Genomic DNA, 21,942 nt, shown 5'->3' with positions numbered 1-21,942 from the left:
GTCCCGTCCACGGGGCGCGGCAGGATCGTTTCATGCAATACTTCGTCGTGATGATCGATTATGGACGGCGGGGCCGCGAGGCGATCGTCGATCCCGAAATCACCCGGCGCGAGGTCATTTCCCGCATCGCCTCGGGTGAGTATCGGAACGTCTCGTTCATCCACGAGATCGTGGAGAACTCGGTCGAGGATGTCACCGAGGCCATCCTGGCCGAGGCGGCCCTCCCACAGATCGAGCCCGAGGACGTCGATCTCCAGGCAATTCGCCTCGATCACGTCCGCGATCTGCGCAAGCACGAGAGGATGTGACGCAGGCCTAGAGCATGATCCGGACCTGAAGGGCCGCGTTAGCGCAAAGTGTGCAGCGGAGCTCGCGCCACCGCCCCGTCGGCACTACACCAGGAGAACGGTCGATCCCGTGGTCTTGCGTGCCGCAAGATCGGCATGCGCCTTGGCGGCGTCCTTCAGCGGGTAGGTCTGGTGCACCTCGATCTTGACCGCTCCGGACTTGACGACGTCGAACAGCTCGCCCGCCATCGCCACCAGATTTTCGCGCTTGGCGGCGTAGGTAAACAGCGTCGGACGCGTGACGTAGAGTGAGCCCTTCTGGGCGAGCAGGCCAAGATTAAGCGGCTCAACCGCGCCGGAGGACTGGCCGAACAGCGCGGCGACGCCGAGCGGAGCGAGGCAATCCAGCGATTTCAGGAACGTGTCCTTGCCGACGGAATCATACACCACCGGCACCTTCTTGCCGCCGGTGATCTCGTCGACCCGCTTCACGAAATCTTCCCTTGTATAGATGATGACATGGTCGCAGCCATGCGCGTTTGCCAGCTTCGCCTTCTCGTCGTTGCTGACGGTGCCGATCACGGTCGCGCCGAGATGCTTCGCCCACTGGCTCAAGATCAGGCCGACACCGCCGGCGGCCGCATGCAGCAGGATGGTATCGCCGGCCTTCACCCGATAGGTCTGGCGGATCAGATATTGCGTGGTGAGCCCCTTGAGCATCATCGCCGCCGCCGTCTTGTCGTCGACGCCGTCGGGCAGTTTCAGCAGCCGGTCGGCGGGGATCAGCCGCGCCTCCGCATAGGCCCCGAGTGGCGAGGCACCATAAGCGACGCGATCGCCCGGCTTCAGATCGGCGACGCCGGGCCCGACCTCCTCGACGACGCCAGCCGCCTCGCTGCCGAGCCCGCTCGGCAGTTGCGCCGGATAGAGGCCGGAACGGTTATAGATTCCGACGAAATTGAGGCCGACCGCGGTGTGGCGGATGCGCGCCTCGCCGGGCCCAGGTTTGCCGACGCTGACCTCCTCCCAGACCAGGACTTCCGGACCGCCGGTTTTGTGAAAGCGAATGGCATGCGTCATGGGCGTGCTCCTTTATCGTTGAAATGAAAGTCCGAACACCGGATCGGCCTGTGAAATAGGCATTTGGTCCGCCCGTTACAGTATAGAAGCCGTAACAAGAATGTCACAGCGAACGACAAACAGCCGCCGTTCCACCTCCATTCGAAAGAGTTGATGAGGGCCCCGCGGCGACCGGGAGTAGCCTTTGCGCGGGGTTTGATGGGTCGCCTGCGAAGGAGAGCCGAGATGCCAGCTTACGTTCAGCATCATCAGGACGTCGAAATCGCGCCAGTGAATTGCCCCACCTGTATGGGGTTCCTGCCGATGTATGTGCGCGAGGTCGAGCCGCATTGGAGCCTTGCCAAGATCGACTTCGTCTATGAATGCGCCGATTGCGGCGCCGAGCTGAGGCAAACGATCCGCAAGCCGGAGTTGCTGCGGCACTGATCGCGCCAACAGCGAAGCGCTCAACTATTTGCGCTTAGCGGAAAAAACGCCGTTCACGCGGGTCAGATGTCTCCCAAACGTGGCTTGTTCTTTGCCTGGAACGCAGGCAGAACAAGCCTCAAGCAAGACCTTTGGGAGCGCCCTTTCGTGGCTGATCAGAAGGCCTCGACCTCGATCGAGGCAGTGGAGAGCGGCCTCGCCGCGCAGGGCTACATCGCGAGCCGGCAGATCGCGACTGCCGTCTATTTGTCGCAGCAGATCGAGAAGCCGATCCTGGTCGAGGGCCCCGCGGGCGTCGGCAAGACGGAGCTCGCCAAGGCGATTGCGGCTTGGCGCGGCATGAAGATGATCCGCCTGCAATGCTATGAGGGCCTCGACGAGGCCAAGGCGCTCTACGAGTGGAAATACGCCAAGCAGCTTCTCTACACGCAGATCCTCAAGGACAAGCTCGGCGAGGTTCTCGGCGGCGCGCAGACGCTGCATGCCGCGCTCGACCAGCTCCACGATTTCGGCGACGTGTTCTTCTCCAAGGAATTCGTCGAGCCGCGGCCGCTGCTCCAGGCGCTTGAGCAGCCGGGCGGCTGCGTGCTCCTGATCGACGAGATCGACAAGTCGGACGCCGAATTCGAATCGCTGCTGCTGGAAATCCTGTCCGACTTCCAGGTCACCATCCCCGAGCTCGGAACCGTCTCGGCGATCACGCCGCCGACGGTGATCCTCACCTCCAACAGCGAGCGCGACCTCGGCGATGCCCTGAAGCGACGCTGCCTGCATCTGCATATCGGCTTTCCCGAGCAGCGGCTCGAGGAGCGCATCGTCGAAAGCCGCGTGCCCGGCATCTCGCAGACGCTGCGCCGGCAGATGGTCGGCTTCATCCACGAGATCCGCTCGCTGGATCTGAAGAAGCTGCCCTCGGTCAGCGAGACCATCGACTGGGCGCGGGTGCTGGTGCTGCTCCAGGCTTCCGAACTGGATACTGAGATCGTCAAGGACACGCTCAACGTGCTCCTGAAATACGAAGCCGACATCGAGGCCGCGACGCCGCAGGTGACGACATTCATTGCCAAGGCGGCCCGGTCCAACGTCTTCGGTTGACGCCGATGCGCGAAAATCTCCATCGCTTCTTTCGGGCGGCACGCGGCGCTGGCGTTCACGTCTCGCCGGCCGAAAGCATCGATGCGATGCGCGCCGTCGCGCAGGTCGGCATCTCCGATCGTGCCGTGCTGCGCGATGCGCTGCTGCTGACGCTCGCCAAGTCGCAGGACGAGAAGCTCGCGCTCGGCGACTGCTTTGATCTGTTCTTCAGCCAGCCGGAGCCGCGACAGGATCAGCCTGAGGCTGCCGGCGGAGACGATGCTGCGCAAGGTGAGGATCAGCCGCCCTCCGCCGGCTCTGCGAGCGAGGCGGGCGACGGTCAGCCTTCTCAGGGCCTGGGTCCCTTGGCGCAGATGCTATTGTCGCAGGATCGCAACGCGATCGCTGCCGCGATTGCCAGCGCCTCCGGCGCGGCCTCCCTGTCCGATATCCGCTACTCCACCCAGCGCGGCATATTCTCCAGCCGCATCCTCGACGCCATGGGCCTCCAGCGCCTGCGCGACGATCTCGACCAGCTGACCGCGACCAACCCGTCGCTGGCCGAACGCCTGCGCGCCGCGCTCGATGCCTTGCGCGAAGCCGTGCGCGACACGGTCTCGCAAGGGCTTGCACTTTATGCCCGCGAGGAGGCCGAGAACCTCCGCAACGAGATCCTGCGCAACGCGCCGCTTGCCCGCATCGAGCGTCGCCAGGTCGCCGAGATGCGTGCCCTCATCCGCCAGATCGCACGCCGGCTGCGCGAGCGCTATTCCAAGCCGCGCAAGCGCCAGCGCCGCGGCCATCTCGACGTTCGCCGAACGCTCCGCCGCAACGCGGCCTGGGGCGGCGTGCCCTTCCTCACGGCGTGGAAGCGCAAGCATCGCGACCGGCCGAAGATCGTCGCGCTGTGCGACGTCTCGGGCTCCGTTGCGCAAGTCTCGGACTTCTTCCTGCTGCTGATCCACTCGCTGCACGAGGTGGTCGACGACGTCCGCTCCTTCGCCTTCTCTTCGCACCTGATCGAGGTCAGCGAGATCCTGGAGACGAAGTCGCCGGAGGAGGCGATGTCCGAGATCATGTCCAAGGTCGGTTTCGGCTCGTCGGATTACGGCTCCTCGCTGGTCGATTTCGAGAAGGAGTTCATGAGCGCGCTGACGCCGCAGACCACGGTGATCGTGCTCGGCGATGCCCGCAGCAACAATCTCGACCCACGCGCCGACATTTTGCGCCGGATCTCCGAGCGTTCGAAGCGGTTGGTCTGGCTCAATCCCGAGGGGCGGCTCGCCTGGGGCTTTGGCGATTCCGAGATGCCGCGCTACGCAACTTTTTGCAGCGTCGTGCGCCAATGCGCCACCGCGCAACAGCTCGAACGCGCTGTTTCCGATATTGTGGCGACTTACCAATAGGCAATAATAGCCACCTCCGTCAGGCGGCGTTCAGCTCGGCCTGATTGCACTCCCGAAAGTGACGCGCGATTTCGTCGAGAGCGCGCTGCTCCCATTCTTCTGCCTGCGCCAGCCAGAACGGCCGGCGCTTCGAATCGAGCGCCGCGCGCTCTCGGCAAAGGAATTCCTGACTGCGAATTTCCACCAGCCTGTTCATGCACTCCACTCCTGCCATGTGAAGCCATTCCCCGCGGGCCAAGGTAACAGAGTCCTCAACCTCCCGCCTCATCATTTCTGTGCATATCGCGACGCCAAATAGGACAGTGATGCTTGCCGTGCACTGCGGCAGCTCGCATCGCAACATCAATTGCGGATCATCAATTAGTGATCGGAGATCGTGACGGTATTCGTGCACGAACGATGTTAACTCTTGTGGCGCAACGAAGTGCCGCAATTTGTGAAGAGATGTTCTAAACAGCTGACCGAATTCCCGACTCATTGTCGTCGCATGGTCTTCATGCGACGCCGCTAACAGGGGCACGCGAACCGGACGATCGGCTGAGGCAATATGAGCAACGATTTCGACTTTGATCTATCGACCGACCAGTGGGAAGCGCTAAAGGCGCTTCGCAACCCGGTGTCGAACGGTCGCCTCGCGAAGGCCTATCTCGTCGAAAGCCTCGCCAAGCTCGGCCTCGTTGTCATGAATGACGGCGTGCCTGCGATAACATCCGCAGGACGCAAGGTGCTGGTGCGCGGCTCATGCCGGCTGCTCGATCTCGTGGCGTGACGAGATCGCCTGCTGCCGCGTAACTGCGCCATCGCCTGAAAAATAACCTTTAGCTCTTCATCGAAATCGGATTTGCTTCTTGCGGCAAAAGATCCGGCGCGCAACGACGCTGCGCTAGACAGGCAAGGGAGCTGATCATGAACGGGCTTGGCGGGCTGAACAAATCCCCCAACGGTGTGGTTATCGGACTTGTGCAGCTGCAGCTGCCTAGCGTGGTGAGCGCGGCCGATCTCGCCAGGCAGACCGAGCGCATCGTCTGGATGGTCGGCAAGGCCCGCCGCAATCTCTCCACTATGGATCTGGTGGTCTTCCCCGAATACTCGCTGCACGGCCTGTCGATGGATACCAATCCGGAGATCATGTGTCGGCTGGACGGACCGGAGGTTGCAGCCTTCAAGCAGGCCTGTGTCGACAACAAGATCTGGGGCTGCTTCTCCATCATGGAGTTCAACCCGCATGGCAATCCCTACAACTCGGGCCTGATCATCGACGATCATGGCGAGATCAAGCTCTACTATCGCAAACTTCATCCCTGGATTCCGGTCGAGCCGTGGGAGCCCGGCGACATCGGCATTCCCGTGATCGAGGGACCGAAGGGCGCGAAGATCGCGCTGATCATCTGCCATGACGGCATGTTCCCGGAGATGGCACGGGAATGCGCCTACAAAGGCGCGGAGATTATGATCCGCACCGCCGGCTACACCGCGCCGATCCGCGAAGCCTGGCGCTTCACCAACCAGGCCAATTCGTTTCAGAATCTGATGATCACCGCAAATGTCTGCATGTGTGGCTCGGACGGCTCGTTCGATTCCATGGGCGAAGGCATGATCGTCAATTTCGACGGCACGGTCCTGGCGCATGGTACGACCGGCCGTGCCGACGAGATCATCACCGCAGAGGTCCGGCCGGATCTCGTGCGCGAAGCCCGCATCAACTGGGGCGTCGAAAACAACATCTACCAGCTCTGGCACCGCGGTTATGTCGCGGTGAAGGGCGGCGCGATGGACTGCCCCTACACCTTCATGCAGGACATGGTCGCCGGCACCTTCCGACTGCCGTGGGAAAATCAGGTCAAGGTCACCGACGGCACCTCGTGCGGCTTCCCGGCCCCGACGCGGATGTTCGGCAAGACGGCGAAGGCGGCGGAATAACCCGGGTTTCTCGGGTGAAACCGCGACAATCTGGCACCGTTGCCTGCGCGCTCGGCAACCTCGTCGGCAATTGCGTCGCAACCGTCGTGGTCGCAGCCTGGGAAGGCGATCTCGACCGCGCCAAGGCGGCCAAGGTGCTGAAGGGCGGCGAGGTAGTGGACGTGACCGCTGGATAGTGGTCGCGGATCAATCGTTCCACTGGAGGAGCGGCGTGCCGTAGGCCCTCCTCCAGACCGACAGAAAGCGCGGAAACCACGAGTGGGCCACGGCACCCTTATAGGCCCAGGTGCGATACTTCAGACCCTGCTCCGAAATCAGCTCCTGATAGCCGCCGTGGAGTTCGGTCGCGGCGCGAATGTCCTTCAGGATTCCTTGCGCGCAGGCCCGATAGGTATCGCCACCCGAGAACTCGTCGTAATCCAGCATGCGGTCGGCAAATTCGACGTTGAACGTCGGCCAGGAGGAGCGCCCCTGATAGGCGGGAGCTGCGATCTTGTGGATCATCTTGGTCCGCGGGTTGTCCGCCGAAACCAGGAAGTGGAACGTGCTCGGAATGCGAAACCGTGGCTCGGCGATGATCAGATCCGTCGTGGCCGCGAACAGCGCGCGCTCGCTCGCCTCGCTCATATCCCAGAAGCCGTGGTGCACGCTGACGAAATCCAATGCGACCGACGATGCCGGTGAGCTCGCCGGGCCGTCCAGGGAATGCCTAATGTAGCCGTTCTTGCCGAAGAGGCGGAGCAGATCCCTCTTGTACTGCGCGAGGTCGCGCCCGAGCAGCCGCTTCAGCTCGTTCTCGCCGACGATCCCGAGCTGCACGCCCCACACGAAGGTCGTGTAGACGCAGGCATTGGTGACGAAACGCCGGCGCTCGGCGCGGGTATCCGTCGCCGCGGAGCGCGGGCCGCTGGCGTCGCACAGCAAATATCTGGTGCCGTCAGCGTCGATGGACTCCAGCTCGCTCGCAAGCTTCAGAATCGCGCGCTTCAGGTCTCCGCCATATTCGGCCAGCAACAAGCGGCCGGCGTGCGCGCATTGCGACATCGCAAGGTAGGACGACGCCCTCTCCTCGGCAGAGATCATCTGCTGCAGACCGGCGAGAATGCCGAGCAGCGTATCCGAGGGTCGCGAAAAATAGTTCACGCCGAGATACCGGCCGCGCCCGGCCGGTACGATGGTCGTGGTGACCACGTCGGCGCGAACCGCCTCCAGCAGCAGGCGCACGCTCTTCTCGAGCAGACGGACCCGTCGCACCGCGTCCTGAGCATCCATGATGGTTTCAGGATCGAGAACGTCGGGATAGAACCAGGCGAAGTCGCGGGGGTAATAGGCGGAGGCGTGCGGTGCGCCGGTGACGAGGAAGGCCTCGGTCACCGAAAAGGCGCTGTCCATAGAGTGCCGATAGAGGTCCTCGATCGCCGACAACGAATGATGCGATTGTCTCAGGAATCGATCACCGAGGAAATTGACCGCCTGAAGGGCGTTGGCGACGAAGGTCGCAGCCATCCCCTGATAGAACCGGTTTTCACGATGTGATGGAAAAGAGATGTCGCTGTTCATGTCCGTCAATCGGCTGATTGTCTCGTGACCCTCGTGATGATGGCCACCATCTTAAACATGACTGATTCGTATCTCTACCCGGTGACTTGCGGGTCCGTGACGCTCGCCTCGGCCTTACGCGGCCCGAAATTCTCGATCACCCGCAGCAGCACACGCGCGCCGGCATCGGCATCGGCGAGCGCGACATGCTCGTCCGGGTGATGGCTGATGCCGCCGCGGCAGCGGACGAAGATCATACCGACATCGGCAATGTCGATCATCGCCATGCCGTCGTGCCCTGCCCCGCTCGGCAGCTCGAACACGGAGAAGCCTTCGGCTTCGATCGCCTGCGCGATCTGCTGCTTGAGCCAGGGCGCGCAGGGCGCAGTGCGGTTCTCGTGGGTAACGTCGAGCTGAAGCGCCAGCTGTCGCCGCTTGGCGATTGCCTCGATCTGGCCGACGACATCGGCCACCGCGCGCTTGCGATGCATGTCGGTCGGCGCGCGCATGTCGATGGTGAAGGATACCTCACCCGGAATGACGTTGGTCGCGCCGGGCCTCGCCTGGATGTAGCCGACGGTGCCGACGAGGCCGCCCTCGTCGGTGCGGCAAAATTGCTCGATCACATTGATGCATTCGGCCGCACCGGCGAGCGCGTCACGGCGCAGCGCCATCGGCACGGTGCCGGCGTGACCGGCCATACCCGAGAGCCGGGCTGCAAGGCGCGTCGCCCCGGCAATGGCGGTGACGACGCCCACGGGCAGGTTCTGCGCTTCCAGCACCGGCCCCTGCTCGATGTGCAATTCGAGATAAGCAAGCAGCTCGCGCCGCGCGCGGGCGGCCGCGCCGATATGGTCGGGATCGAGGCCGAACTGCACGAGCGCCTCGCGCATCGACACGCCGTCGCAGTCGCGCGTATTCAGCACGCTCTCATCGAAGGTGCCGGCCACCGCACGGCTGCCGAGCAAGGTCGAAGCGAACCGCACCCCCTCCTCGTCGGCAAAGCCGATCACCTCGATCGCAAATGGCAGGCGCTTGCCGCGGCGGTTGAGATCGGCGACGCAAGAGATCGCCGTGATCACACCCAGCGGTCCATCCCATTTGCCGGCATCGCGCACGGTGTCGTAATGCGAGCCGAGCATCAGGCAGGGCATGCCCGGCCGGTCGCCTTCGTACCGTCCGCAGACATTGCCGATGGCATCGAGATGGGCGCTCATGCCGGCCTCGCGCATCCACCCCATGATGAGGTCCGCGGCCTTGCGCAGCTCCTTGCTGAGGAAGATGCGGGTGAGCTTCTCGGGGTCTTCCGAGATCGCGCCGAGCTCGTTGATCCGGCGAACGATCTCATTGCCGAGCGATGCATCGTGAACGGTACCAGCGCCCATCTCGGCGAGCTTTCCATCTTCTGAGGACACGGCGGTCCTGACGACAATCGATACAGGTTCGGTGCCAGCGGACATCCTCCGGCGCCGTCCCAGTCAGCGCGTGGTTAGCATGAATGCGCCTTGCCGGCCGACCGTCCGACGCGGATCATGCACATGCGCGAGCAAGTTCTGGCTGCTCAACTCCGCTGCATACAATGCTTTGATATTGCCCAGAAATTAGCCTGCCATTTTCCTCGCCAAGTTCAGAGCACACATTATCCCATACTTATTTCAAGTACTTATAACGAATTGCACGCTTCATAGTCTCTGGCACGAAGCTTGCGACATCTGATCCCGGCTCCGCCAAGCCGGCGCAGCCGTGAGATCAAGGCGGGGCATCCGCCAAGGGGAGCGAGCAATGGATTCTGGCAGGATTTCACGACGTCATGTGTTGCAGGGCGGCGCGGCCCTCACCCTCGGCGCGGCAGCGGGCCTCCGCCCGGCCTTCGCAGCCGAGACCACCATCGGCTTCATCTATGTCGGCTCGCGCGACGACTACGGCTACAACCAGGCGCACGCGCAGGGCGCGGCAGCGCTGAAGAAGATTCCCGGCCTCAAGGTGGTCGAGGAGGAGAAGGTGCCGGAGACCGATGCGGTCGAGAAGACGATCGAGTCCATGATCAATCTCGATGGCGCCACCCTGCTCTTCCCGACCTCGTTCGGGTACTACAATCCGCACATGATCAAGATGGCCAACAAGTACCCGAAGCTACGCTTCGAGCATTGCGGCGGCCTCTGGAGCGAGAAGGACCCCAAGAACGCCGGCAGCTATTTCGGCTATATCGACGAGGCTCAGTACATCTCCGGCATCGTCGCCGCCCTGACATCGAAGAGCAGCAAGCTCGGCTTTGTCGCGGCCAAGCCGATCCCTCAAGTGCTGCGCAACATCAACGCCTTCACGCTTGGCGCCAAGTCCGTCAATCCAAAGGCCACCACGCAGGTGATCTTCACCGGCGACTGGTCGATGCCGGTCAAGGAGGCCGAAGCCACCAACAGCCTGATCGATCAGGGCGTGGACGTGCTCACCTGCCACGTCGATGGGCCCAAGACCATGGTCGAGAACGCGGCGCGGCGCGGCGCCTTCGTCTGCGGCTATCACACCAACCAGTCGGCGCTGGCACCCAAGGCCTATCTCACCGGCGCGGAGTGGAACTGGGAAGCGCTCTATCCGAAGTTCGTCAAGATGATCGCCTCCGGCGAAGGCATCCCGAATTTCTACCGCGGCGGCCTGAAGGAAGAAATCGTCAAGACCTCGCCCTATGGCGAAGCGGTCTCGGCCGAAGCGCGCAAAGCGGCCGACGAGGCCAAGGCAAAATTCCTGTCGTCAGAAGGCTTCGCCATCTTCAAGGGTGGGCTGGTCGACAACAAGGGCAAGACCGTGATCCCCGCCGGCACCAACCGCGGCCAGAAGGATCCTGAACTGGAGAAAATGGACTACCTCGTCGAGGGCGTGCTCGGAGCCACTTCGTGACGACGGAAGCGGCGGATTCCACAGACGCGGTCGGGACAGTCGCCCCGGCCGCCGATCCCGGTTTCCTCCAGCGTCACGGCGGCACGATCGAATATGTCCTGATCCCGGGCGCGGCGCTGGTCGGCGCGCTCGCGGTGTTCGGCATCTTCGTCGCGATGTTCGGCAAGAATCCGCTCGATCTCTATTTCTACATGTACTACGGCGCGTTCGGCACCTGGTTCTCCTGGCAGAACACGCTGACGCGCGCAGCGCCCCTGATCCTCACCGCACTCTGTACCGCGCTGCCGGCGCAGCTCGGCATGGTCATCATCGGTGGCGAAGGCGCGCTGCTGATCGGCGCATTGTCGGCAACCAGCGCCGCACTCGCGCTTCAGGGCATGCCGCCGCTCGTCGTCCAGGTCGCCATGGTCTGCGCCGGCGTGATCGGCGGCGGGCTGTGGATCATGCTCGCGGGCGGCTTGCGGCAATATCGCGGCGTCAACGAGACCATCTCGAGCCTGCTGCTCGTCTACATCGCGCTCGCGATCCTCAACCATCTCGTCGAGGGGCTGATGCGCGATCCCGCCAGCCTCAACAAGCCGTCCACCCGCGAGATCGGCGCCGCCAACATGATCGGCTCCATTCCTGGCACCGACGTGCATTGGGGCCTCGTGTTCGGCCTGATCGCTGCGATCGCCTCCTACATCCTGATCTATCACACTGTGTTCGGCTTCGCCGCGCGCGTGGCGGGCGGCAACATCCGTGCTGCGAAGATCGTCGGTCTCGGCGTCGACAAGCTGATCCTGACCGTCTGCTTCCTTGCCGGCGGCGCGGCTGGCCTCGCCGGCATGGTCGAGGTCGCCGCCGTGCAGGGACGCACCAACGCCAACCTCGCCGCTGGCTACGGCTTCACCGGCATTCTCGTCGCCTTTCTGGCGCGGCAAAATCCGCTCGCCATCATCCCCGTCGCGATCCTGCTCGGTGGCATCAGCGCCAGCGGCGGCCTGCTGCAACGCCGCTTGGGGCTGCCCGATGCGTCCGTGCTGGTGCTGCAGGGCATCATCTTCGTCTTCGTGCTCGCCAGCGATGCGCTCTACGGCCGCATCGGATTCCTGAAGGGAAAATCCTGAGATGGCAGACGGATCGATCGGCCTCTGGACCGTCCCGCTCGCCGTCCTCGGCGGCGCCATTCGCGTCTCCACCCCATTCCTGTTCGTGAGCCTGGGCGAATGCATCACCGAGCGTGCGGGCCGCATCAATCTCGGGCTCGAAGGCACGCTGGTGATGGGCGCGATGAGCGCCTATGGCATCTCCTATCTCACCGGCTCTCCGTGGCTCGGCGTGCTTGCCGCCGGCATCACCGGCGCGCTGCTGGGTGCGCTGCATGCCGGCATCTGCTCGCTGCCGCGCGTGAATGACGTTGCCGTCGGCATTGCCTTGATGCTGTTCGGCACTGGCCTTGCGTTCTATCTCGGCAAGCCGCTGATCGAGCCGACAGCGCCGCGGTTGCCCGCCATCGACTTCGGCTGGTGGAGCGACATCCCGCAAGTCCAGGCAGCGCTGCGCATCAACGTGCTGTTCCTGATCGGCGTGGCGCTGGCGCCGATCCTCTATTGGGCCTTCCGCACCACCCGCTGGGGCTTGCTCATCCGCACCGCCGGCGAGAGCGCGGATGCCGCACGCGCGATGGGCCATTCCGTGCTGCTGATCCGCCTGCGCGCCACCATGGCCGGTGGTTTCCTCGCGGGCATCGGCGGCTCGTTTCTGTCCCTGTTCTACCCCGGAAGCTGGAACGAGGGCCTTTCCTCGGGCCAGGGCATCACCGCCGTGGCCCTCGTGATCTTCGCGCGCTGGGATCCCCTGCTCTGCCTGTGGGCCTCGCTCGCCTTCGGCGGCGCAGCGGCGCTGGGTCCGGCGCTGCAATCGGTCGGCGTCACCTCCGGCTATCACCTCTTCAACGCCGCGCCCTACATCCTGACGCTGGCGATCATGATCATCACCTGCTCGCCGAAGCGGACGCTGACCGGCGCGCCCGCCGAACTCTCGATCACACGGTAACACGCACGAGGTCGTCCATGCCCGAGCGCTACATCAAGTCCGAGCCCTATGCCTGGCCCTACAATGGTGATCTCCGCCCCGAGAACACCGCGCTGATTATCATCGACATGCAGACCGATTTCTGCGGGGTCGGCGGCTATGTCGACAAGATGGGCTACGACCTCTCGCTGACACGGGCACCGATCGAGCCGATCAAGCGGCTGCTCGCAGCGATGCGAAGCCAAGGCTTCCATATCATCCATACCCGCGAAGGCCACCGCCCGGATCTCTCCGACCTGCCCGCCAACAAGCGCTGGCGCTCGCGCCAGATCGGCGCCGGCATCGGCGATCCCGGCCCGTGCGGACGCATCCTGGTGCGCGGCGAGCCCGGCTGGGATATCATCGAGGAGCTGGCGCCGCTGCCGGGCGAGCCGATCATCGACAAGCCCGGCAAGGGCTCGTTCTGCGCCACCGATCTGGAGCTGATCCTGCGCGTGCGCGGCATCGAGAACATCGTGCTGACCGGGATCACGACCGACGTCTGCGTCCACACCACGATGCGCGAGGCCAACGACCGCGGCTTCGAATGCGTCCTGCTGCACGATTGCTGCGGCGCGACCGACAAGAGCAACCACGACCATGCGCTGAAGATGATCAAGATGCAGGGCGGCGTATTCGGCGCGGTCTCGACCTCGGATGCCTTCATCGGAGCGATTTCGTGATCATCGGCGAAACGCCACCGCCCTCGGGCGCCTTCGGCGTCGACGCCGTCGCCATGACCATGCGCTTCGGCGACTTCCTGGCGCTGGACAATGTCGAGCTGAAGGTGCGGCCGGGCTCGTTCCACGCCCTGCTCGGCGAGAATGGCGCCGGCAAATCCACCCTCGTCAAATGCATCATGGGCTACTACCACGCGACCGAAGGCGACATCATCGTCGGCGGCCGCGAGCAGGCGATCGCCAACCCGAAGGATGCCCACGCGCTCGGCCTCGGCATGGTCTACCAGCATTTTACGCTGGTGCCGGCGATGACGGTTGCCGAAAACCTCGTGCTGGCGCGCGATGACGTGCCGGCCGTGGTGAACTGGCCGAACGAGATGAAGGAGCTGGAGGCGTTCTTGGGCAGCATGCCCTTCAAGGTACCGCTCTCCGCAAAGGTCTCCGACATCTCTGCCGGCGAACGGCAGAAGTGCGAGATCCTCAAGCAGCTCTATCTGAAGCGGCGCTTCCTGATCCTGGACGAGCCGACCTCGGTGCTGACCCCGGCGGAAGCCGACGAGGTGCTCGGCATGCTCCGCGACATGGTTGTGAAGGGCGAGCTGACCATCCTGATGATCACGCACAAGTTCCGCGAGGTCATGGCGTTTGCCGATGACGTCACCATCCTGCGCCGCGGCAAGCTCGCCGGTGCCGGCAAGGTTTCCGAGCTGACGCCGGACGCGATGGCCCGCACCATGATCGGTGCCGAGGAGTTGACGGTGCAGCCGCCGCGCACCGGCGAAGCCGGTCAGGCCAGGCTGGAGCTGCAAAAGCTCCGCGCCCTGGACGATGCGGGCGCCGTTGCCGTGCACGATGTCTCGCTCACCGTTCGCGCCGGCGAGATCGTCGGCATCGCCGGCGTTTCCGGGAATGGCCAGCGCCAGCTCGTCGAGGTGCTGGCCGGCCAGCGCGAGGCCGAGAGCGGGGAGGTGCGCGTCGCCGGCGATCTCTATCACGCAAGCCGCGAGGAGATGCGGCGGCACAGGATGTCGCTGCTGCCCGAGGAGCCGCTGAAGAACGCCTGCGTCGGCGGCATGAGCGTCGCCGACAACATCGCCTTTCGAGAATTCGACCGCGCACCCTTTGCAAGTGGCGGCTGGTGGCTCAATCGTAGCGCCTTCCGGAGCGACGCCAGGAAGAAGATCGGCCAGTACAAGATCAAGACCCGCACGCCCGATACGCCGATCTCGGCGCTGTCGGGCGGCAACGTGCAGCGGGCTGTACTGGCCCGCGAGCTCGGCGGCGACGTCGAGGTGCTGATCGCCGCCAATCCGTGCTTCGGCCTCGATTTCGCGGCGGTGGCGCAGATCCATGCCGAGATCATGGCCGCGCGCAACCGCGGCGCCGCCGTCCTGCTCGTCAGCGAGGACCTCGACGAGCTGCTCGAACTGTCGGATAGGCTCGTGGTGATGTTCCACGGCGAATTCGTGTATGAAGCGCGGACCAGCGAAGCCGATCTCACGGTGGTCGGCCGCCACATGGCGGGGCACTGAACGGAGGATCGATGGGCGATGCATCAGGGCGGGACGAGCACTTTCTGCGCCTGTCTTTCGCGGTCGCCGGCCGTTCCCTCACCCATGGCAACCACCCCTTCGGCTGCATTGTCGTCGATGCGGACGGCAAGGTGCTGATCGAGACTGAGAACGGCTACATGCCGGATCGCGACGGCACCGCGCATGCCGAGCGGCTCGCAGCCACCCAGGCCTGCCGTACGCTCGATCGCGAGGTGCTGGCGAAGGCCACGCTCTATTCCTCAGCCGAACCCTGCGCGATGTGTGCCGGCGCGATCTACTGGGCCGGTATCGGCCGTGTCGTCTATGGCCTCAGCGAGCATCGCCTGCGCGGCATCACCGGCAACCATCCGGAAAATCCGACGCTCAACCTGCCATGCCGCGAGGTTTTTGCCAGCGGCCAGCGGCCGACGGAGGTCGTCGGGCCGCTGCTCGAAGACGAAGCCGAAGCGCTGCATGTCGGCGTTTGGACGGAGTAGCAGCACATCCCAAAGGGGACGACACCGTGGAGTGCCGCATTGAGGCAGCCATTGCGGCCGCTGCGCTCCGCGCGATGGACGACCGACGCGTCCATTGCTCAACATGGCGTCAGGTCTGCACAGCGGGTTCCGATTTGCCTTGGACCGTCACAAATTAGCAACAGCCCCGGCCGGCAGACGCAATCGCCCCGCCCACGAGGTGCTGTTTGCGGGGTTTGATCGCTCGAAAATCGACGACGAGCGCTGGGCCGAGAGCCTGCCGACGCGTTGAGCAAGGGATGATGCTTTTTCACATCTTACGCCGGGGTTCAAACTGGCCCAGTATTGAGGCACTTCACCCATGCAAGCGCATCAGCGAATGTTAGATCCGACGCCCGACGGCCAGCATTGCGGCGAGTCCCCGCTCCTGAGGACCATCGGCCTCAGCAAACGTTATGGCGATTTCCTCGCCAACGATTGCATCGATATCGAGATCCGCCCGAGGGAAATCCACGCGCTGCTGGGCGAGAACGGCGCCGGCAAGTCGACGCTGGTCAAGGCGATCTACGGACTGATCCAGCCCAGCGCCGGCGAGATTCGCTGGCAGGGCGAGCGGATCGTGCTGTCCGGTCCGTCCGAAGCGCGCAGCCGCGGCATCGGCATGGTGTTCCAGCACTTCTCGCTGTTCGACAATCTCACGGTTGCCGAGAACGTCGCGCTCGGCCTCGACGGCAAGGAATCCTTCAAGGACATGTCGGCCCGGCTGGAACAGGTGTCGAAGACTTACGGTCTGCCGCTCGATCCCAGGCGTGAGGTGTGGCAACTCTCCGTCGGCGAGCGTCAGCGCATCGAGATCGTCCGCGCCCTGATGCAGGATCCGAAATTCCTGATCCTGGACGAGCCCACCGCGGTGCTGACGCCGCAGGAGGCTGACCAGCTCTTCATCGTGCTGGATCGCCTCAAGGCAGAGGGCCGCGCCATCCTCTATATCAGCCACAAGCTGGAGGAGGTGAAGCGGCTCTGCGACACCGCGACGATCCTGCGCGGCGGCAGGAAGGTCGATACCTGCAACCCGCGGCTCGAAACCGCCGCCTCACTTGCGCGGATGATGGTCGGCGGCGAGGTCAAGGAGGTGAAGGGCGCATCCGGCCGCAAGACCACCGTGCCGCGGCTCGTCGTCAACGATCTCTCGCTGGCTCCCGTCGAAGCGCACGGCGTGCGGCTCGAGCACATCTCATTCGAGCTGAAGGGCGGCGAGATTCTCGGCATCGCCGGCGTCGCCGGTAACGGCCAGGACGAATTGTTCGCAGCGCTCTCCGGCGAGCGTCTCGCGAAGAACCCCGGAACGGTGGTGATCGAGGGCATCGCCGCCGGTCACCTTTCGATCACCCAGCGGCGCAAGCTGGGGGCGGCTTTCGTTCCCGAGGAGCGGCTCGGCCACGGCACCGCGCCGCGGATGAGACTGTCGGAGAACGCGCTGCTCACCGGCCATGCCGCCAGCGGCATGGTCCATCGCGGCTTCATCGATACGGCGGCCACGCTGAGAACGGTCGACCGCGCCACCGAAACCTTCGACGTCCGCAAGGCCAAGCGCGATCCCGAGGCCGCCAGCCTGTCCGGCGGCAATCTGCAGAAGTTCATCGTGGGACGCGAGATCCTGCGCAATCCCGCGGTACTGGTGGTGAGCCAGCCGACCTGGGGCGTCGATGCCGGCGCCGCCGCCGTCATCCGTCAGGCGCTGCTTGATCTCGCCACCGCGGGCGCCGCGGTCCTCGTGACCAGCCAGGATCTCGACGAGCTCGCCGAGATTGCCGACCGCATCGCCGTGATGTTCCACGGCAAGCTGTCGGCTCCGCTCTCGGCACGCGAAGCAAGCCGCGAGAAGCTGGGCCTTCTGATGGGCGGCAGCAGCCTGCAGCCAAAGGAGATCGCGCATGCAGCTGGTGCTTGAGAAGCGTTCCGAGCGCTCCGGCACGATCGCGCTGGTGTCCCCCCTGATCGCGATTGGCCTCACGATCGTGACCATGGTCATCCTGTTCGCGATCCTCGGCAAGAATCCACTGCTTGCCCTGCACGCCTATTTCATTGCGCCCCTCACCGACGGCTATTCGCTCCAGGAGATCGCGGTGAAGGCGACGCCGCTGGTGATGATCGCGATCGGCCTGTCGCTGTGCTATCTCGCCAACGCCTGGAACATCGGCGCCGAAGGGCAATTCCTGATCGGCGCAGTCGCGGGAAGCTGGATCGCGGTGAAGACGCAAGGTACTGATGCCGGCGCCTGGGTGCTGCCGGCTATGCTCGTCCTCGCCGCCGCTGCGGGCGCGCTCTATGCGCTGATCCCGGCGATCTGCAAGGTGAAATTCGGCGCCAGCGAGATCCTGACCAGCCTGATGCTGGTCTATGTCGCCGACCTCTTCCTCGACTATCTCGTGCGCGGCCCCTGGCGCGATCCGCACGGCTTCAATTTCCCGACCACGGCCGAGTTCGATCCGGTCGCGACCGTGCCGTTGCTGATCGAAGGCGGCCGGCTGCATCTCGGCTCGATCATCGCCCTGCTCGTCGTCGCAGCAGCCGCGATCCTGCTCGGGCGCACCATCAAGGGTTTCGAGATCCGCGTGGTCGGCGCTGCGCCGCGCGCCGCGCGGTTCGGCGGCTTCAACGCCAACCAGCTCATCATCCTGACCTTCGCCGTCTCCGGGGCGCTGGCCGGGCTTGCTGGCATCATCGAGGTGGCGGGTCCAGTCGGGCATCTCCAGCCCGGCATCTCGCCAGGCTACGGCTTTACCGCGATCATCGTCGCTTTCCTCGGCCGGCTGAACCCGCTTGGAATATTAATTGCAGGCCTCTTCCTCGCGTTGACCTTTATCGGCGGCGAGCAGGCGCAGATCGCGATGAAGATTCCGCTGGACGTCACCAAGGTCTTTCAGGGCATTCTGCTGTTTTACGTGCTCGCCTGCGACTCCCTCATTCTCTACCGCTTCAAGCTGGTGTTCCCGAACCGAAAGGTGGTGGCCCGTGGAGCTGGTTGAGGCCATCATCCTGGCGGTGCTTGCCGCATCGACGCCGCTGTTGATTGCGGCGACCGGCGAGCTCGTGGCCGAGCGTTCCGGCGTGCTCAATCTCGGCGTCGAGGGCATGATGATCGTCGGCGCGGCCTGTGGCTTTGCCGGCGCGTGGCTGACCGGATCGATCTTGATCGGCGCGCTGTTCGGCATCGTTGCAGGCACGCTGATGTCGCTCGTGTTCGCGCTGATGGCGCTCGGGCTCGCCGTCAACCAGGTCGCAACCGGCCTCGCGCTGACCATCCTCGGCGTCGGGCTCTCCGGCCTGATCGGCGCCGGCTTCGTCGGCGAGCGCATCACGCCGGCCGTGCCCCTCGCCATTCCAGGTCTCACTAATGTCCCCCTGATCGGCCGCGTGCTGTTCGGCGAGAATGGTTTCGTCTATTTCTCGATCGCACTGATCGTCGCGGTGTGGTGGTTCCTGTACCGCACCCGGGCAGGCTTGATCCTCCGCGCCTGCGGCGACAATCACGTTTCCGCGCATGCGCTCGGCTATCCCGTCCTGCGCATCCGCACCCTCGCCGTGATGTTCGGCGGCGCCTGCGCGGGTCTTGCGGGCGCCTATCTGCCGCTCGCTTATACGCCGTTCTTCATTCCGGGCATGACCGCAGGCCGCGGTTGGATCGCACTGGCGCTGGTGGTGTTCTCGTCCTGGCGGCCGGGCCGGCTCGTCATCGGCGCCTATCTGTTCGGCGCGGTGACGATCCTGCAACTGCATGCGCAAGGATGGGGCGTCGGCATTCCCTCGCAATTCATGTCGGCACTGCCTTATCTCGCGACGGTCATCGTGCTGGTCCTGCTCTCCCGCGCGCGCACGGGCGGCTCAACCGCACCGGCCGCGCTCGGCACGGTGTTCGTGCCCGACCGTTGAATTTCGTTTCGGCAGTGTGCACGATGGGGCGCGCATGCTGCGGATCGTGGCTTCCCCCGAAGTTTGGAGATCGATGATGAGGAAATCACTTCTTGCACTGGCTGCCGGGCTCTTGCTCGCTGCGAGCGTCAGTGCGGCCTCCGCCGCCGACAAGCTGAAAGTCGGTTTCGTTTATCTCGGTCCGATCGGAGACCTCGGCTGGACCTATCAGCACGACCTCGGTCGCCAGGCGCTGGTGAAAGAATTGGGCGACAAGATCGAGACCACTTATCTCGAGAACGTGCCCGAAGGCCCGGACTCCGAGCGAGCGATCGAGCAGCTCGTCCGCGCCGGCAACAAACTGATCTTCACCACATCGTTCGGCTACATGGATCCGACGCTGAAGGTCGCCAAGAAATATCCGAACGTGCATTTCGAGCACGCCACCGGCTACAAGCGCAACCCGAACATGTCGACCTATTCGGCGAAATGGTATCAGGGCCGCTACATTCAAGGCCTGATTGCGGCGAAGATGTCGAAGTCGGGCGTGCTCGGCTATATCGGCTCGTTCCCGATTCCGGAGGTCGTCTCCGGCATCAACGCGACAATACTGGCGGCGCAGACCATCAATCCGAACATCAAGGTCAAGATCATCTGGGCCAACACCTGGTTCGACCCAGGCAAGGAGGCCGACGCCGCCAAGGCGCTGATCGACCAGGGTGCCGACGTCTTGATGCAGCACACGGATTCGCCGGCCGCCATGCAAATCGCCAGCGAACGCGGCAAACTGGCCTTCGGCCAGGATTCCGAAATGATCCAGTTCGGGCCAAAGGCCCAGCTGACCTCGATCATCAACAACTGGGGCCCCTACTACATTCAGCGCGTCAAGGCCGAGCTCGCCGGCACCTGGAAGTCCGAGGACACCTGGGGTGGCCTCGACAGCCAAATGTTCACCATGGCGCCCTACACCAACATGCCCGACGATGTGAAAAAAATGGCTGAGGATGCCCAGGCCGCGATCACCGCGGGCAAGCTGCATCCGTTCAAATGCCCGATCGTTGGGCAGGACGGCAAGCCGGTCGAATGCAAGGGCGGCGGTCACCTGGATGACGGCCAGATCCTCGGCATGAATTTCTACGTGAAAGGCATCGACGACAAGCTGCCAGGCAAGTAGCACGCTTCTTGCATTGACTAAATCACCTGCTCCTCCCGGAGGAGGTTCGGAGGGGGTGGCCAGAAGCACCCGGCACTTGTGGCTGCCCCCTCTTTCTCTATTTCGCCCGGCTATCCAGCCTGCATGGCCCGCGCCGCGGAACTGTGGCGGCAGATGAGGTCTGCCACATCGAGACCCGGGATCGCACCGTCGATCACCGCCCATTTTCCAGCCACCATCACCCGGTCGGCGCGATGCGCCCCGCACAGCACGAGCGCGGCGAGCGGATCGCCGTGGCCCGAGAAGCGCAGCTCGTCGAGCCGGAACAGCGCAAGATCGGCGGCCTTGCCAACGGCGATGTCGCCGAGTTCCGGCCGGCCCACACATGCCGCCGAGCCCTTGGTGGCCCAGCGCAGCGCATCCTTGTGGCTGACCTTCGTGACGCCATAACGCGCGCGTTGCAGCAGGAACGCGGCCCGCACCTCCTGCATCAGGTTGGATCCGTCGTTAGAGGCCGAGCCGTCGACACCAATGCCGATCCCGACGCCGGCCTCTTCCATGTCGCACACCGGGCAACAGCCCGACGCGAGCAGCTGGTTGCTGCACGCACAATGGCTGACGGTCGTGCCGGCCTTGCCGAGCCGTCTCATCTCATCCGGATTGAAGAAGATTCCGTGGGCGAGCCAGGTGCGCGCATTGAGCCAACCGCATTGCTCGAGATAGTCGAGCGGACGGCAGCCATACATCCGCTGGCAGAAGCTGTTCTCGTCCTCGGTTTCGGCGAGATGGGTGTGCAGGCGCAAATCGAGCTTGTCAGCGAGATCGGCCGTGGCGCGCATCAGCGACGTCGTCACCGAGAACGGCGAGCATGGCGCGAGCGCAATCTGCACCATCGCATCCGCGCCGCGCTGATGATGCTTGGCGACCACGCGGGCGCTATCGGCGAGAATGGTGTCCTCGTCCTGCACGACACTGTCGGGCGGCAAGCCGCCGTCGCGCTGCGACAGGTTCATCGAGCCGCGCGTGAGCAGCACGCGCACGCCGAGGCGCTTCGCCACCGCCACCTCGATATCGACGGCGTCTTCGAGTCCGGGCGGGAAGACGTAGTGGTGATCCGTCGTGGTGGTGCAGCCGGAGAGCAGGAGCTCGGACATCGCCACGGTGACGCCGAGCTCGAGCGCTTCCGGCGTCAGCCTTGCCCACAACGGATAGAGCGCCTGGAGCCAGGGGAACAGCTCGCGGTCCATCGCCGCCGGCAGCGCCCGCGTCAGCGTCTGGTAGAAGTGATGATGGGTATTGATCAGGCCCGGCAGCACGACGTGTTCGCCCGCATCGAACACTGCGACATCGGCGGTTGCGGGCACGCCGCCCGCCGGCACGAGCTCGACGATTCGGCCGCCCTTCACGACAATGCCGCGCTCGGCCCCGTCGGCGAGGATGGCCAGGGGATCCCTGATCCAGGTCGAACTTGCCTCAGTCATGATCCTGCTTCTCCTCACCCACGCTG

Annotated in this window: 21 protein-coding genes and 1 pseudogene; 17 read left to right on the top strand and 5 right to left on the bottom strand. The window is 64.3% G+C overall.

Annotated features, from left to right (window positions below):
- The first annotated feature begins 32 nt into the window (after positions 1 to 32).
- Positions 33 to 308 (top strand): hypothetical protein, encoded by a 276-nt coding sequence (locus tag ACM43_RS27060; protein WP_271544216.1) that lies wholly within the window; start codon positions 33 to 35, stop codon positions 306 to 308.
- A gap of 84 nt (positions 309 to 392) precedes the next feature.
- Here the strand turns inward: ACM43_RS27060 and ACM43_RS27055 are convergent, their stop codons facing one another.
- On the bottom strand, positions 393 to 1,367 hold the full coding sequence (locus ACM43_RS27055; protein WP_271544215.1) for a quinone oxidoreductase family protein: 975 nt from the start codon (positions 1,365 to 1,367) through the stop codon (positions 393 to 395).
- A gap of 225 nt (positions 1,368 to 1,592) precedes the next feature.
- On the opposite strand from ACM43_RS27055, the gene ACM43_RS27050 reads away from it, so the two are divergent.
- From ACM43_RS27050 to ACM43_RS27040, 3 genes are all read left to right on the top strand, one after another.
- Positions 1,593 to 1,793 carry a hypothetical protein gene (locus ACM43_RS27050; RefSeq protein ID WP_036007702.1) on the top strand — a complete coding sequence of 67 codons (201 nt, stop codon included), beginning with the start codon at positions 1,593 to 1,595 and terminating at the stop codon, positions 1,791 to 1,793.
- Between the two features lie 147 nt (positions 1,794 to 1,940).
- Positions 1,941 to 2,888: an AAA family ATPase gene (locus ACM43_RS27045; RefSeq protein ID WP_036007771.1), complete on the top strand. Its 948-nt coding sequence runs from the start codon at positions 1,941 to 1,943 to the stop codon at positions 2,886 to 2,888.
- A gap of 5 nt (positions 2,889 to 2,893) precedes the next feature.
- Positions 2,894 to 4,273, top strand: coding sequence for a vWA domain-containing protein (locus tag ACM43_RS27040; RefSeq protein ID WP_271544211.1), 1,380 nt, complete (start codon positions 2,894 to 2,896; stop codon positions 4,271 to 4,273).
- Between the two features lie 19 nt (positions 4,274 to 4,292).
- On the opposite strand, the gene ACM43_RS27035 is transcribed toward ACM43_RS27040, so the two are convergent.
- The gene (locus ACM43_RS27035) at positions 4,293 to 4,469 is read right to left on the bottom strand and encodes a hypothetical protein (RefSeq protein WP_192893126.1); all 177 of its coding nucleotides are present in this window, start codon (positions 4,467 to 4,469) and stop codon (positions 4,293 to 4,295) included.
- A gap of 351 nt (positions 4,470 to 4,820) precedes the next feature.
- Here ACM43_RS27035 and ACM43_RS27030 point away from each other — a divergent pair, with 351 nt between their 5' ends.
- From ACM43_RS27030 to ACM43_RS27020, 3 genes and pseudogenes are all read left to right on the top strand, one after another.
- On the top strand, positions 4,821 to 5,042 hold the full coding sequence (locus ACM43_RS27030; RefSeq protein WP_271544208.1) for a hypothetical protein: 222 nt from the start codon (positions 4,821 to 4,823) through the stop codon (positions 5,040 to 5,042).
- Positions 5,043 to 5,179: 137 nt separating this feature from the next.
- Positions 5,180 to 6,193 carry a formamidase gene (locus tag ACM43_RS27025; protein ID WP_036007710.1) on the top strand — a complete coding sequence of 338 codons (1,014 nt, stop codon included), beginning with the start codon at positions 5,180 to 5,182 and terminating at the stop codon, positions 6,191 to 6,193.
- A gap of 38 nt (positions 6,194 to 6,231) precedes the next feature.
- A pseudogene (locus ACM43_RS27020) lies at positions 6,232 to 6,369 on the top strand (C4-dicarboxylate transporter DctA); the annotation flags it as partial.
- A 10-nt stretch (positions 6,370 to 6,379) separates the two neighbouring features.
- Here the strand turns inward: ACM43_RS27020 and ACM43_RS27015 are convergent.
- Positions 6,380 to 7,753 carry a hypothetical protein gene (locus tag ACM43_RS27015; RefSeq protein ID WP_271544204.1) on the bottom strand — a complete coding sequence of 458 codons (1,374 nt, stop codon included), beginning with the start codon at positions 7,751 to 7,753 and terminating at the stop codon, positions 6,380 to 6,382.
- Between the two features lie 74 nt (positions 7,754 to 7,827).
- The gene (locus ACM43_RS27010) at positions 7,828 to 9,117 is read right to left on the bottom strand and encodes an allantoate amidohydrolase (RefSeq protein ID WP_271544314.1); all 1,290 of its coding nucleotides are present in this window, start codon (positions 9,115 to 9,117) and stop codon (positions 7,828 to 7,830) included.
- A gap of 397 nt (positions 9,118 to 9,514) precedes the next feature.
- Here ACM43_RS27010 and ACM43_RS27005 point away from each other — a divergent pair, with 397 nt between their 5' ends.
- From ACM43_RS27005 to ACM43_RS26960, 10 genes are all read left to right on the top strand, one after another.
- The gene (locus ACM43_RS27005) at positions 9,515 to 10,627 is read left to right on the top strand and encodes a BMP family ABC transporter substrate-binding protein (protein ID WP_271544203.1); all 1,113 of its coding nucleotides are present in this window, start codon (positions 9,515 to 9,517) and stop codon (positions 10,625 to 10,627) included.
- Positions 10,624 to 11,736, top strand: a complete 1,113-nt coding sequence (locus ACM43_RS27000; protein WP_225142687.1) for an ABC transporter permease — start codon at positions 10,624 to 10,626, stop codon at positions 11,734 to 11,736. Before ACM43_RS27005 ends, ACM43_RS27000 begins: the two co-directional genes overlap by 4 nt.
- Position 11,737: 1 nt before the next feature.
- Complete coding sequence (locus tag ACM43_RS26995) at positions 11,738 to 12,664, top strand: ABC transporter permease (RefSeq protein ID WP_036045297.1); 927 nt, start codon at positions 11,738 to 11,740, stop codon at positions 12,662 to 12,664.
- A gap of 17 nt (positions 12,665 to 12,681) precedes the next feature.
- On the top strand, positions 12,682 to 13,365 hold the full coding sequence (gene biuH / locus ACM43_RS26990) for a biuret amidohydrolase (RefSeq protein WP_063688390.1): 684 nt from the start codon (positions 12,682 to 12,684) through the stop codon (positions 13,363 to 13,365).
- Positions 13,362 to 14,894 (top strand): ABC transporter ATP-binding protein, encoded by a 1,533-nt coding sequence (locus ACM43_RS26985; protein ID WP_225182870.1) that lies wholly within the window; start codon positions 13,362 to 13,364, stop codon positions 14,892 to 14,894. Before biuH ends, ACM43_RS26985 begins: the two co-directional genes overlap by 4 nt.
- Positions 14,895 to 14,905: 11 nt before the next feature.
- On the top strand, positions 14,906 to 15,391 hold the full coding sequence (locus ACM43_RS26980; protein WP_271544196.1) for a nucleoside deaminase: 486 nt from the start codon (positions 14,906 to 14,908) through the stop codon (positions 15,389 to 15,391).
- 358 nt (positions 15,392 to 15,749) lie between these two features.
- Positions 15,750 to 17,321 (top strand): ABC transporter ATP-binding protein, encoded by a 1,572-nt coding sequence (locus tag ACM43_RS26975; protein WP_271544194.1) that lies wholly within the window; start codon positions 15,750 to 15,752, stop codon positions 17,319 to 17,321.
- A complete protein-coding gene (locus tag ACM43_RS26970) occupies positions 17,305 to 18,399 on the top strand; it encodes an ABC transporter permease (protein WP_271544192.1) in 1,095 nt (364 codons plus the stop codon). The genes ACM43_RS26975 and ACM43_RS26970 overlap by 17 nt, the downstream gene beginning before the upstream one ends.
- Entirely contained in the window at positions 18,386 to 19,303 is a 918-nt protein-coding gene (locus tag ACM43_RS26965) for an ABC transporter permease (protein ID WP_271544190.1), read from the top strand. Before ACM43_RS26970 ends, ACM43_RS26965 begins: the two co-directional genes overlap by 14 nt.
- Positions 19,304 to 19,379: 76 nt before the next feature.
- Positions 19,380 to 20,456: a BMP family ABC transporter substrate-binding protein gene (locus ACM43_RS26960; protein WP_271544188.1), complete on the top strand. Its 1,077-nt coding sequence runs from the start codon at positions 19,380 to 19,382 to the stop codon at positions 20,454 to 20,456.
- Between the two features lie 110 nt (positions 20,457 to 20,566).
- Here the strand turns inward: ACM43_RS26960 and ACM43_RS26955 are convergent, their stop codons facing one another.
- Entirely contained in the window at positions 20,567 to 21,916 is a 1,350-nt protein-coding gene (locus ACM43_RS26955) for an 8-oxoguanine deaminase (protein ID WP_157283873.1), read from the bottom strand.
- Positions 21,917 to 21,942 lie beyond the last annotated feature (26 nt).

The sequence above is a fragment of the Bradyrhizobium sp. CCBAU 45321 genome (genome assembly GCF_028128975.1).
GTDB lineage: Bacteria > Pseudomonadota > Alphaproteobacteria > Rhizobiales > Xanthobacteraceae > Bradyrhizobium > Bradyrhizobium yuanmingense.
This window is presented reverse-complemented; position numbering and strand designations above follow the sequence as displayed.